A 12298-nucleotide genomic window follows, 5' to 3' on the forward strand; every position below is an offset into this window, starting at 1 on the left:
GCGTCGTCGTGGTGACCGGGGCGGAAGGTCAGTACCGGTACTGGCCGTTCGCCCCGGTGTCGTAGCCGTTCGGGTAACCGGCCGGCTGCTGCGGCGCCTCGGGGCCGAGCGGCTGATCGCCGTCGCGCTGGTGCGGCACCCACACGCCGCCCGGCGGCGTCTCGCTGTAGTTCTCGCCGTAGCCGCCGGCGAACTGCTGCTGGCCGCCGTACGAGTCGTACTCGCCGCTGCCGTAGGGCTGGGTGCCGATGTACGGGTCGGAGTAGGCGGCGTACTGCTGCTGCCCGCCGTCGTACGCGTAGGCCCCGGTGTCGTGGTTCTGGCCGCCCTGCGGGTCGTAGGCGGGGTAGGACCCGCTGCCGAAGTCGTCGAATCCCTGTGTCTGGGGCGCGGCGGCCGGTGGCGCGGCAAAGGGGGCCGAGGAGTCGTAGATCCCGTACCTGCCGGTCTCGTCGGGCACCGGCTGCGGCTCGTGGACCGCGGTCTGCGGGTCAAGGTGGCCGACCGTGCCGTGCTGCCCCGGGGCGTCGAAGCCGGGCGCTCCGCCGAAGCCGGGTGCTCCGTCGAAACCGGGTGCTCCGTCGTAACCCGGTGCTCCGTCGAAGCTGTGCGCGGCGTCGAAACCGGCGCCTGGCCGCTCCTGCGCCCCGTACTCCAGGTCCGAGACCTGCAATGTCGGCTCCTGTGCGGCGGATTCGCCCGCACCGCCCCTGCGTCGCTTGCTGCCGCCCGGGTTGCCGCCGATCGCCCAGCCCGTGGAGAAGCCGCGGCGGAAGGACAGCGTGACGTACGTCTGGCCGACGGCGAAGGCCACGGCGCCCGCCGCGATCACCACGACGGACGGCAGCAGCACGCCGACCACGACGACGGAGAAGCCCGCGAAGGCGAGCACCCGCCAGCGCAGCCGCGCCTTGTACTGCAACAGCACTTCGCCGAGCAGCCACAGCGCGACGACGCCGAATGCGATGTAGAGGACCGTCCAGCCCATGTACGCCCCTCTCCTGCTGCCGCGGATCCCCTGGTGGACTCGGCGGCGCGAGTACAACTGTGGTGACTGCTAAGACGACGGCTTCGGCGCCGACGCCTGGCCGTGTGTGTCGTGCAGTCCGAGATTCTCGTAGATCTCAAGTGTCGCCGTCGAGTTGTTCAGCGTGATGAAGTGCATTCCCGGTACACCTTCGGCAAGCAGCGTCGCGCAGAACTCGGTGGCGAACTCGATGCCAATGGAGCGTACAGCGGCCGGATCGTCCTTGACCGCGAGGATGCGCTCTTTCACGGCGTCGGGGAAATGCGCGTTGCTGAGCTGCGGAAGCCGGTCCAGCTGTTTGACCAGCGTGACAGGCATCACCTCGGGGATGATCGGGGTGTCGCAGCCCGCCGCCTGAACGCGGTCCCGCATCCGCAGATAGCTCTCCGGATCGAAGAACATCTGCGTGATGGCGTAATCGGCACCGGCGCGGCACTTCTCCACGAAGTGGCGGATGTCGGAATCCCAGCTGTCCGAGCGCGGGTGCATCTCGGGAAATGCGGCGACACCTACACAGAAGTCGCCGGACTCCTTGATGAGCGCGACGAGTTCGGAGGCGTACGTCACACCTTCCGGGTGACGGACCCACTCGCCCATCGGGTCGCCGGGCGGGTCGCCGCGCACCGCGAGGATGTTCCGGATCCCGGCGTCGGCGTACTGCCCGACCATGTTGCGCAGCTGGGCGACCGAGTGGTCGACGGCGGTGAGGTGCGCGACGGGCGTGAGGGTGGAGTCGGAGGCGATCTTCTGGGTGGCCTTGACGGTGCCCTCTCGGGTGGAGCCGCCCGCTCCGTAGGTCACGGAGACGAAGCTGGGGGCCACCGCCTCGACACGGCGCAGGGCGTTCCAGAGGTTCTGCTCACCCTTCGCGGTCCTGCGGGCCGAGAATTCGAAGGAAAACGACGTCTTTCCGGTCTCCAGCAGCTCACGCACCGTAAGGGCGCGGTCTGTTCTGGTGGAAGCTGTGCCAAGGGCCATGGCGGAAGGTTAGCCAGGGGCGTGCCGCACCCCCAACCACCCGGGCGACAAAGGTCCGTTATGCCGGTTTCTTGTCCACCCTTCGGACGGTTATCCGGCCCACGCCCGGTGCCTACCGGTCGTACGACCTGATCCGCTCGGCCAGATCGGCGGTGGCGGCGGCCGGGTCGGCCGCCCCGGTGATCGCGCGGACGACCACGACGCGGCGGGCGCCCGCGGCCAGCACCTCGTCGAGGTTGTGCGCGTCGATGCCGCCGATGGCGAACCAGGGGCGCGGCTGGGCGAGCGAGGCCGCGTACCGCACGAGGGCGAGGCCGGGTGCGTACCGGCCGGGCTTGGTGGGGGTGGGCCAGCAGGGGCCGGTGCAGAAGTAGTCGACGCCCGGCTCGGCGACGGCGGCGTCGACCTCGGACTCGGCGTGCGTGGAGCGGCCGATCAGGACGTCGTCGCTGCGGGATCCGAGGATCGCGCGGGCGGCGGGGACCGGCAGGTCGCCCTGGCCCAGGTGGAGGACGTCGCTGCCGATGGCGTGCGCCACGTCCGCACGGTCGTTCACGGCGAGGAGTTTGCCGTGCCGGCGGCAGGCGTCGGCGAGGACGGCCAGATGCTCCAGCTCCTCGCCCGCCTCCATGCCCTTGTCGCGGAGCTGGACGATGTCGACGCCGGAGGACAGCACCGCGTCGAGGAACGCCGGGAGGTCTCCCTGCGCCTTGCGGGCGTCCGTGCAGAGGTAGAGCCGGGCGTCGGCGAGCTGCGCGCTGGGCGTGGGCATGGTGCGGTTCCCCCCGTGGCGGCGGGGTGTCCCCCGTCGGTCGGCGGCGGGTGTGCGCTCCGCTCGGCAGGGCGGACCGCACACCGCCGTGATGTGGTGCGGCGTGTCAGAGGGCGAGCGCCTGGGCGCGGCGCTTCACCTCCGTGCCGCGATTCTCGCTCAGGGCCTGCGCGGGGGTGCCGGGCAGGGTCGGGTCGGCGGTGAAGAGCCATTCCAGCATCTCCGCGTCGGAGAAGCCGTCGTCCTTCAGGACCGTCAGGAGCCCGGGCAGGCCCTTGACGATCTGGTTGCCGTCGAGGAAGGCGGCAGGCACCTGGAGCGAGCGGTTCTCACCGCGCCGCACGGCGATGAGCTGGCCGTCCTTCACCAGCTGCCGCACCTTCGTCACCTCCAGGTCGAGCATCTCCGCGATGTCGGGGAGGTAGAGCCAGGCGGGGACGAGGGATTCGATCTTTGCGTCAATCTCGGTCACAGGACAAGCGTGCCATCTGGGACCGACAGCCGGTACCCGGGCCCGTCCGGGCGGGGGATTTCCTACGGCTTCCGTACGGCCGATTTCAGCGGTACGGAAGGATCGGCGGCCAGCGCCGGGTCGAGCGCGGCCCCCGCCTCCACCAGTTTGCGTCCCTGCGCCAGGTCGCGCGGGCGGCCCACCGCGAGCAGGGCCACCAGGGCGCCGCCGCGCAGCCAGCACACCGACCAGGAGGGGCCCGCGGGTTCGCCGCGCCAGATCATCTCGTCGGCGTCCGCGTGGTGGCCGACGTACTGCACGAAGCGGCCGAACTGCTCGGACCAGAAGTACGGCACGGGGTCGTAGGCCAGCGGGGCGCCGCCCAGGATGTTCGCGGCGACCGTGCGAGGGCCCTGGAGCGCGTTGTCCCAGTGGTGCACGAGCAGCCGGGTGCCGTAGCGCCCGGACGGGAAGGAGGCGCAGTCCCCGACCGCGTACACGTCGGGGACGGAGGCGCGCAGGTGTGCGTCCGCGGTGACGGAGCCGTCAGGACCGAGCTCGATGCCGGAGCCCGCCAGCCAGTCCGTCGCGGGCCTGGCACCGATGCCGACGAGGACGGCGCCGGCCGGGATGCGGCGGCCGTCGGCGAGGAGCACGGCGCCCGGCTCCACCGACGCCACGCGCGCGTGGGTGAGGAGCTCGGCGCCGCCCTCGGCGTACCAGGCGGCCATCGGGGCGGCGATCTCGGCGGGCATCGTCCCGGCGAGCGGCCGGTCCGCGGCCTCCACGACGGTGACGGTGCAGCCCGCTTCCCTTGCGGCGGTGGTGAACTCGGCGCCGATCCAGCCCGCGCCGACCACCACCACGTCGTGCTGCGCGTCCAGCACCGGGCGCAGCCGCCGCGCGTCGTCGAGGGTGCGCAGCAGGTGGATGCCGGGGGCGCCGGCGGTGCCGGGAAGGGTGAGGGGGTCCGCTCCGGTGGCGAGGACCAGCACGTCGTACGGAACCGGTCCGGCGAGGGTGTCGATCTCGTGGTCCGCCGGACGCACCCCGGTGACGTCGAGCCCCAGCCGGAGCTCGACGCCGAGCGCCTCGAAGTCGACCTCGAAGGCCGAGCCCTCGGCCTTGCCGAGCAGCACCGCCTTGGACAGCGGCGGCCGGTCGTACGGCGGGTGGGGCTCGGCACCGATCAGGGTGATCCGGCCGCCGAAACCCTGCTCCCGCAGGGCCACGGCGGTCTGCACCCCGGCCATTCCCGCGCCGACGACGACGATTCGCTTCTGCTCGCTCACCCGACCACCTTACGTATCTGACACTCCGTCAGGAAGGGAGTTCCTCGACGACGCTCGTGCCACTGCCCTCCTGGGACTCCCATGCCCAGCTCTCCGCCAGCCGAACGCGGCCGTCCGCGAGCAGCGTGACCAGGGACAGACAATGTCCGGACGAGGTCGATCCGTCCTGTTTCAGCTGTACGTACCTGAAGTCGAGCCGGTCGCCCGTGCGCGTGCCCACGAGATGCCCGCGCACGACGTCCCCGCCCGCGTACTCGGCCCAGATCCGGCCGCCCTGCTCGTGGTACGTGAAGCGGGTGCGGGTGCCGACCTGCCCCGGGGCCTGGTCGGCGACCGGCGCGAGGACGAGCCCGTCGAGCGAACGGGGCACGGGTGCTCCCTCACAGTCTGTTGAACCCAAGGACTAGTCTGGTCACCGTACAAGCACTCACGGGAGCCCGGCGGACCGGGCTGAGAGGGAGGCTGAACCGGCCTCCGACCGTACGAACCTGATCCGGGTCATGCCGGCGAAGGGAGGGGCTGGACGCCCATGCGGACTTCTGATCCTTCTGAGCACATGCAGACTTCTGAGCAACGGCCGTACGACGTCCTGGTGATCGGCGGCGGGATCATCGGCCTCGTCACGGCCTGGCGGGCCGCGCAGCGGGGTCTGCGCACCGCGCTCGCCGACCCCGCACCGGGCGGCGGCGCCGCACAGGTGGCGGCCGGGATGCTGGCCGCCGTCACCGAGCTCCACTACGGCGAGCAGACCCTGCTCGGCCTCAATCTCGCCTCCGCGCGCCGCTATCCGGACTTCGTGACGGAGCTGGAGGAGGCCTCGGGCCAGGACACCGGCTACCGCGCGTGCGGCACTCTCGCCGTGGCCCTGGACGCCGACGACCGGGCCCACCTGCGCGAACTGCACGCCCTGCAGCGGCAGTCCGGCCTGGAGTCGGAGTGGCTGAGCGGGCGCGAATGCCGCCGCCTGGAGCCGATGCTCGCGCCGGGCGTGCGCGGCGGACTGCGGGTGGACGGCGACCACCAGATCGACCCGAGGCGGCTGGCAGCGGCCCTTCTGGCGGCCTGCGGGCGCGCCGGGGTGGTTGTGCACCGCACGACGGCCGAGCGGCTGTCCGTCGTACGGGAGAGGGCTGCGGGCGCACTGCTGGCCGACGGCACCGAGGTCGTCGCCGACCAGGTGGTACTGGCCGCCGGCTCGCTCAGCGGGCGGCTCGCGGGGGTGCCTCCAGAGGTGCTGGTGCCGGTGCGCCCGGTCAAGGGCCAGGTGCTGCGGCTGACGGTGCCGCCCGCGTACGCGCCGTTCCTGAGCCGTACGGTGCGCGCCGTGGTGCGCGGCAGCCACGTCTACCTGGTGCCGCGCGAGAACGGCGAGCTGGTCGTCGGCGCGACCTCCGAGGAGCTCGGCTGGGACACCACCGTCACGGCGGGCGGCGTCTACGAGCTGCTGCGCGACGCCCACGAGCTGGTCCCCGGCATCACCGAGCTGCCGCTCACCGAGACCCGGGCCGGACTGCGCCCCGGCTCCCCCGACAACGCCCCGCTGCTCGGGCCCACCCTCCTGCCCGGGCTGCTGCTCGCCACCGGCCACCACCGCAACGGAGTGCTGCTGACGCCGGTCACAGGGGACGTCATGGCGGACGTGCTGACCACCGGCGAACTCCCCGAGGAAGCGCGGGCGTTCACCCCGCGCCGCTTCGCCTCCGCACCCGTGCAGCGAGAACGACAGGAACGACAGGAGCAGCCCGCATGAGCACCCCGGTGAACGTTTCCGTGCACGTCTTCGTGAACGGCGAGGGACGCGAGGTCTCCGCCGGTACGACCCTCGGCGACCTCGTCGCGACGCTCTCGCGCGCGCACGCGGGCGTGGCCGCCGCGCTCAACGAGACAGTGGTGCCGCGCGGCCGGTGGGCGGCCACCGCCCTCGCCGAGGGCGACCGCGTCGAAGTACTCACCGCGGTCCAGGGAGGCTGACGGCATGGCGGACGATCTCTTCGAACTGGGCGGCGCCGGCTTCTCGTCCCGGCTCATCATGGGGACGGGCGGCGCGCCCAGCCTGGAGGTGCTGGAGCGCGCGCTGGTCGCGTCCGGGACCGAGCTGACGACGGTGGCGATGCGGCGGCTCGACCCGTCCGTGCAGGGCTCCGTGCTGTCCGTGCTGGAGAGGCTGGGCATCCGGGTGCTGCCCAACACGGCCGGCTGCTACACGGCGGGCGAGGCCGTGCTCACGGCCCGCCTCGCACGCGAGGCGCTGGGCACGGACTGGGTGAAGCTGGAGGTCATCGCCGACGAGCGGACCCTGCTGCCGGACCCGGTCGAGCTGCTCGACGCGGCGGAGGTACTGGTCGACGACGGCTTCACCGTGCTCCCGTACACGAACGACGATCCGGTGCTGGCGCGGAAGCTGGAGGACGTGGGCTGCGCGGCGGTCATGCCGCTGGGCTCGCCGATCGGGTCGGGGCTCGGCATCCGCAACCCGCACAACTTCGAGCTGATCGTGGAGCGGGCCGGAGTGCCGGTGATCCTGGACGCGGGGGCGGGGACCGCGTCGGACGCGACGCTGGCGATGGAGCTGGGGTGCGCGGGTGTGATGCTCGCCTCGGCGGTGACGCGGGCGCAGGAGCCGGAGCTGATGGCGGAGGCGATGCGCCGCGGCGTGGAGGCGGGCCGTCTCGCCCACCGGGCGGGGCGCATCCCCCGCCGCCACTTCGCGGAGGCGTCGTCGCCGGGCGAGGGCCTGGCACGGCTGGACCCGGAGCGGCCCGCCTTCTGAGAGCGGGGGCCACGCGTTCAGGGGCGCGGGGACTGCGCGGCCGGCCCCCACGCACCCGCTCCTACGGACCGGCCCGGGGTTCCGGGGCCGGGGCCGCCCCGGGGCCGGGGGCCGCCCCGGGCCCCCGGCCGTCACAGCTCGGCTTCAGTACAGCCGCGGCACGCACATCCACGCCCGACCCGCCCCTACCGGCTCGTAGACTCCCTCCGTGGACACGACCCTCCAGGACCCCCTCGTCGGGCAGCTGCTCGACGGCCGCTACCGCGTCGAGGCACGCATCGCCGTCGGCGGGATGGCCACGGTCTACCGGGCCGTGGACACCCGCCTCGACCGCGTGCTCGCGCTCAAGGTGATGCACCCCTCGCTGGCCGCCGACGACTCCTTCGTCGACCGGTTCATCCGCGAGGCCAAGTCCATCGCCCGCCTCGCGCACCCCAATGTGGTGGGCGTCTTCGACCAGGGCACCGACGGCAGTTACGTCTACCTGGCGATGGAGTACATCGCGGGCTGCACCCTGCGCGACGTGCTGCGCGAGCGCGGCGCGCTCCAGCCGCGGGCCGCGCTCGACATCCTGGAGCCCGTGCTGGCCGCCCTCGGCGCCGCGCACCGGGCCGGGTTCGTGCACCGCGACATGAAGCCGGAGAACGTCCTGATAGGGGACGACGGCCGGGTGAAGGTCGCCGACTTCGGTCTCGTACGCGCCGTGGACACGGTCACCAGCACGACGGGGTCCGTCCTCGGCACGGTCTCCTACCTCGCCCCCGAGCAGATCGAGCACGGCACCACCGACACCCGCGCCGACGTGTACGCCTGCGGAGTGGTCCTGTACGAGATGCTCACCGGCGGCAAGCCGCACTCCGGCGGTACCGCCGCCCAGGTGCTCTACAAGCACCTCAATGAGGACGTGCCGCCGCCGTCCGCCGCCGTGCCCGGGCTGGCCCCGGCCCTCGACGAGCTGGTGGCGAGCGCGACGGCGCGCAACCCCGCGGCCCGTCCGTTCGACGCGGTCGAGCTGCTGGGGCAGGCGCGGACCGCGCGGGCCGCTCTCGACGACGAGCAGCTGGACGTCGTGCCTCCGCAGGCGAAGGAGACCGCGAGCACCGGTCCCGAGGAGCGGACCAGTGTCATCCCCCGGAGCCTGCCCACCGAGCAGCACACCAGCCGGCTGCTGATGCCGCTGCCGGACGGGCCCGAGCCCGTACGGCAGCAGCGGCGGCCGATGCCTTCGCGGCGCGCTCTGGTGGCCCTGGTGACCGCCGTCCTGCTGGCGCTCGGTCTCGGCGCCGGGGTCTGGTACATCAGCTCCGGGCAGTTCACGCAGGTCCCGCCGCTGCTCAGCCAGTCGGAGCAGGACGCCCGCAAGAAACTGGAAGCCGCCGGCCTCGACGTGAAGGGCGTGGAACGGAAGTTCAGCGACACCGTCACCCGCGGCACCGTCATGGACAGCGACCCGGCGCCCGGCGAGCAGATCCGCGCCAACGGCTCGGTGACGCTGGTCCTCTCGCGCGGCCCCGAGATCGTGAAGGTCCCCGACCTCAGGAGGATGCCGCTGGCGAAGGCCAGGGGTGAGCTGAAGGACGCGGGGCTCGCGCCGGGCGTCGTCACCAGGGCCTTCAGCGAGGACGTCCCGCGGGGCGCGGTGATCAGTACGGACCCCGCGGCCGGCACCGGCCGGTCGCCGGACTCCGCGGTGGCGATGGTCGTCAGCAAGGGTTCCCCGGTGGACATGCCGTCGGTGACCGGGCAGAGCGTCGAGGACGCCAGGAGCAGGCTCGAAGGTCTCGGCCTGAAGGTCGACGTCGCGCCGGGGCAGGTCAACTCCCCGGCGGAGGCGGGCAAGGTGGGCCGCCAGTCGGTGGCCGCGGGCACCCGGCTCGGCGAGGGCGAGCGCGTCACGCTCACCGTCTCCAAGGGCCCCCGGATGATCCCGGTGCCCGATGTGCTCGGCACACACTCGGAGGAGGCGAGGCGCCTCCTCGAAGAGGCGGGCTTCGAGGTCGAGGTGGAGCGGCCGTTCCTGTCCTTCAGCAAAGTGATCGACAAGCAGTCGGTGACGGGCGGCGAGCAGGCTCCCGAGGGCAGCACGATCACCATCACGACGAAGGTCCTGTAGCGGCGGGCTTCCCGGCGGGTCCGCCGGCCGGGGCTGTCCGAGGGGTGCGGCATCCTGGAGGGTGATGAGCACCGCAGATACCCCCACCCAGTTCCCCGCCGCCCTCCCGGCGTCCCGCAACCCCGTCGGCGGGCACATCCCCGTCGCGGGCGGCCTCGCCAAGGTCGGCCTGCCGTACGCCCGCGAGATGGGCGCCGAAGCCGTCCAGGTCTTCGTGGCCAACCCGCGCGGCTGGGCGACCCCGGCCGGGAACCCGGCGCAGGACGAGCAGTTCCGGGCCGCCTGCGCCGCGGAGCGGATCCCGGCGTACGTCCACGCCCCGTACCTGATCAACTTCGGTTCGCACACCGAGGCGACCGTGGAGAAGTCCGTGGAGTCGCTGCGCCACTCGCTGCGCAGGGGCCGTGAGATCGGCGCCCTCGGGGTCGTCGTGCACACGGGTTCGGCGACCGGCGGACGGCCGCGCGCGGAGGCCCTGGCGCAGGTGCGCACCCACCTGCTGCCGCTGCTCGACGAGCTGACCCACGACGACGACCCGTACCTCCTCCTGGAGTCCACGGCAGGCCAGGGCTTCTCGCTCTGCTCGCGGACCTGGGACTTCGGCCCGTACTTCGAGGCGCTGGACTCGCACCCCAGGCTGGGCGTCTGCCTGGACACCTGCCACATCTTCGCGGCCGGGCACGACCTGGCCGGACCCGGTGGCATGAAGCAGACCCTCGACCTGCTGGTGGACACCGTCGGCGAGGGGCGGCTCAAGCTGATCCACGCCAACGACTCCAAGGACGTCACCGGCGCACACAAGGACCGCCACGAGAACATCGGCGCAGGTCACATCGGTGAGGACCCGTTCCGCGAGCTGTTCTCGCACCCGGCGACCGAGGGGGTGCCGCTGGTGATCGAGACGCCCGGCGGCAAGGAGGGGCATGCCGCGGACGTGGCCCGGCTGAAGGAGCTGCGCGCGTTCTGAGGCCTCCCCAGCACTCTTGAGGAATACCCCTAGGGGGTATACGGTTCCTGTCATCGACAGGAACCGCCATCCGAGTGGAGGGCACACCGTGCAGCACCACGAGACGCACGCGCACCACGGGCACCACGGGCACGAAGCGGGCGACCACAAGGGCTCCAAGGTCACCTGGGGCGCCGCCGCACAGGCCACCCTCCACTGCCTCACCGGGTGCGCCATCGGCGAGGTGCTCGGCATGGTGATCGGCACCGCGCTCGGCTGGGGCAACGCAGCGACGATGATCCTGGCGATCGTGCTGGCGTTCTTCTTCGGTTACGCGCTGACGCTGCGCGGCATCCTCAAGGCGGGCGTGGACTTCCGTACCGCCTTCAAGGTCGCCCTCGCCGCCGACACCCTGTCGATCGCCGTGATGGAGCTGATCGACAATGGAGTGATCGCCTTCTGGCCGGGCGCGATGGACGCCCACCTGTCGGACGGGATCTTCTGGGGCGTGCTCGCGGCGGCCCTCGGAATCGCCTTCGTGATCACCACGCCCGTCAACAGGTGGATGATCGGCCGTGGCAAGGGCCACGCGGTGGTCCACCGGTACCACCACTGACCCGCACGCCTCGCGGCTGCTACAGCTCGGGGCCGTCGCCCGGCTCCTCCTGGTACGAGTACCGCTGCTCGCGCCAGGGGTCACCGATGTTGTGGTAGCCGCGCTCCTCCCAGAAGCCGCGGCGGTCCGCCGTCATGTACTCGATGCCGCGGACCCACTTGGGGCCCTTCCAGGCGTACAGGTGCGGTACGACCAGGCGCAGCGGGAAGCCGTGCTCGGCGGTGAGCAGATCGTCGCCCTTGTGCGTGGCGAGGATGGTGCGCTCGGAGGTGAAGTCCTCGATGCGGACGTTGGCGCTGTAGCCGTACTCGGCCCAGACCATGACGTGCGTGACGTTCGGGGCGGGCGGGGCGAGTTCCAGGACCGTACGGGCGGCCACGCCACCCCATTCGGCCCCCACCATGCTGAATTTCGTCACGCAGTGCAGATCGGCGACGACCGTCGAGAACGGCAGCGCGGAGAACTCCTCGTGGGTCCAGCAGTGCTTCTCGCCGTCCGCGGTGGCGCCGAAGACGCGGAACTCCCAGCGTTCGGGCTTGAATTTGGGGACGGGCCCGTAGTGGGTGACCGGCCAGCCGCGCTGCAGCCGTTGTCCCGGCGGAAGCTCGGAGTCCTCGATTTCGCGGTATTCCCGGCTTTCCGGCTGACCCATGCCTCCATGGTGACAGACAGCGGAGGGTGGTCATGACCGGGTCTGAGCCGATTCGGGCAACTCCTACTAAGCATGCACTTACTGGACGGGTCCGGAGGGGCGGTGCGAGGATGCGCGCAATCTGCCCGGCCACACCCCTGGAAGGAGCCCCAGCGATGCAGGGCGACCCCGAGGTCATTGAATTTCTCAACGAGCAGCTGACCGCCGAACTGACGGCGATCAACCAGTACTTCCTCCACGCGAAGATGCAGGAGAACTTCGGCTGGACGAAGCTCGCCGCCTACACGCGGGCGGAGTCGATCGACGAGATGAAGCACGCCGAGGTGCTGACCGACCGCATCCTGTTCCTGGACGGCCTGCCGAACTACCAGCGGCTCTTCCACGTCCGCGTGGGCCAGACCGTCACGGAGATGTTCCAGGCCGACCGTCAGATCGAGGCCGAGGCGATCGACCGCCTCAAGCGCGGTGCCGAGGTCATGCGGGGCAAGGGCGACATCACGTCCTGCAAGATCTTCGAGGACATCCTGGCGGACGAGGAGCACCACATCGACTACCTCGACACCCAGCTGGAGCTGGTGGAGAAGCTCGGTGAGCCGCTCTACATCGCCCAGTTGATCGAGCAGCCGAGCGGGGCCTGAGCGAGCCGCGCCGCTCCTTGAGCGGCCGCACCTCTGCCTGGGC

The 12298-nt window shown here is 71.8% G+C and carries 14 protein-coding genes and 1 riboswitch; of the genes, 7 read left to right on the top strand and 7 right to left on the bottom strand.

Annotated features, from left to right (window positions below; genetic code table 11):
* Positions 1 to 28 precede the first annotated feature (28 nt).
* The 6 genes from ACWGIG_RS12555 to ACWGIG_RS12580 all read right to left on the bottom strand — a co-directional run bounded on the left by ACWGIG_RS12555 (position 29) and on the right by ACWGIG_RS12580 (position 4890).
* A complete protein-coding gene (locus ACWGIG_RS12555) occupies positions 29 to 988 on the bottom strand; it encodes a hypothetical protein (RefSeq protein WP_453321534.1) in 960 nt (319 codons plus the stop codon).
* A 69-nt stretch (positions 989 to 1057) separates the two neighbouring features.
* Positions 1058 to 2005, bottom strand: a complete 948-nt coding sequence (metF, locus tag ACWGIG_RS12560) for a methylenetetrahydrofolate reductase [NAD(P)H] (RefSeq protein ID WP_453321535.1) — start codon at positions 2003 to 2005, stop codon at positions 1058 to 1060.
* 112 nt (positions 2006 to 2117) lie between these two features.
* Entirely contained in the window at positions 2118 to 2777 is a 660-nt protein-coding gene (thiE, locus tag ACWGIG_RS12565) for a thiamine phosphate synthase (protein ID WP_453321536.1), read from the bottom strand.
* A 106-nt stretch (positions 2778 to 2883) separates the two neighbouring features.
* Positions 2884 to 3249, bottom strand: a complete 366-nt coding sequence (locus ACWGIG_RS12570; RefSeq protein ID WP_362414775.1) for an Rv2175c family DNA-binding protein — start codon at positions 3247 to 3249, stop codon at positions 2884 to 2886.
* A gap of 62 nt (positions 3250 to 3311) precedes the next feature.
* Positions 3312 to 4481 carry an NAD(P)/FAD-dependent oxidoreductase gene (locus ACWGIG_RS12575; RefSeq protein WP_453321567.1) on the bottom strand — a complete coding sequence of 390 codons (1170 nt, stop codon included), beginning with the start codon at positions 4479 to 4481 and terminating at the stop codon, positions 3312 to 3314.
* Between the two features lie 67 nt (positions 4482 to 4548).
* On the bottom strand, positions 4549 to 4890 hold the full coding sequence (locus tag ACWGIG_RS12580) for a hypothetical protein (protein ID WP_453321537.1): 342 nt from the start codon (positions 4888 to 4890) through the stop codon (positions 4549 to 4551).
* Positions 4891 to 4939: 49 nt separating this feature from the next.
* Positions 4940 to 5052: riboswitch (TPP riboswitch) on the top strand.
* Positions 5053 to 5076: 24 nt separating this feature from the next.
* On the opposite strand from ACWGIG_RS12580, the gene thiO reads away from it, so the two are divergent.
* The 6 genes from thiO to ACWGIG_RS12610 all read left to right on the top strand — a co-directional run bounded on the left by thiO (position 5077) and on the right by ACWGIG_RS12610 (position 10965).
* The gene (thiO, locus tag ACWGIG_RS12585) at positions 5077 to 6270 is read left to right on the top strand and encodes a glycine oxidase ThiO (RefSeq protein WP_453321538.1); all 1194 of its coding nucleotides are present in this window, start codon (positions 5077 to 5079) and stop codon (positions 6268 to 6270) included.
* Positions 6267 to 6491, top strand: coding sequence for a sulfur carrier protein ThiS (thiS, locus tag ACWGIG_RS12590; RefSeq protein ID WP_453321539.1), 225 nt, complete (start codon positions 6267 to 6269; stop codon positions 6489 to 6491). The genes thiO and thiS overlap by 4 nt, the downstream gene beginning before the upstream one ends.
* A gap of 4 nt (positions 6492 to 6495) precedes the next feature.
* Positions 6496 to 7290 carry a thiazole synthase gene (locus ACWGIG_RS12595; protein ID WP_453321540.1) on the top strand — a complete coding sequence of 265 codons (795 nt, stop codon included), beginning with the start codon at positions 6496 to 6498 and terminating at the stop codon, positions 7288 to 7290.
* A 208-nt stretch (positions 7291 to 7498) separates the two neighbouring features.
* Positions 7499 to 9403, top strand: coding sequence for a Stk1 family PASTA domain-containing Ser/Thr kinase (gene pknB, locus ACWGIG_RS12600; protein WP_453321541.1), 1905 nt, complete (start codon positions 7499 to 7501; stop codon positions 9401 to 9403).
* 64 nt (positions 9404 to 9467) lie between these two features.
* Positions 9468 to 10370: a deoxyribonuclease IV gene (locus tag ACWGIG_RS12605; protein ID WP_453321542.1), complete on the top strand. Its 903-nt coding sequence runs from the start codon at positions 9468 to 9470 to the stop codon at positions 10368 to 10370.
* Between the two features lie 88 nt (positions 10371 to 10458).
* Entirely contained in the window at positions 10459 to 10965 is a 507-nt protein-coding gene (locus ACWGIG_RS12610) for a DUF4396 domain-containing protein (RefSeq protein ID WP_453321543.1), read from the top strand.
* Between the two features lie 19 nt (positions 10966 to 10984).
* Here the strand turns inward: ACWGIG_RS12610 and ACWGIG_RS12615 are convergent, their stop codons facing one another.
* Entirely contained in the window at positions 10985 to 11617 is a 633-nt protein-coding gene (locus tag ACWGIG_RS12615; RefSeq protein ID WP_453321544.1) for a sulfite oxidase-like oxidoreductase, read from the bottom strand.
* A 155-nt stretch (positions 11618 to 11772) separates the two neighbouring features.
* Between ACWGIG_RS12615 and bfr the strand changes: the two genes are divergently transcribed.
* Complete coding sequence (gene bfr, locus ACWGIG_RS12620) at positions 11773 to 12255, top strand: bacterioferritin (RefSeq protein ID WP_453321545.1); 483 nt, start codon at positions 11773 to 11775, stop codon at positions 12253 to 12255.
* Positions 12256 to 12298: the final 43 nt, after the last annotated feature.

The organism is Streptomyces sp. NPDC054863, assembly GCF_053610825.1.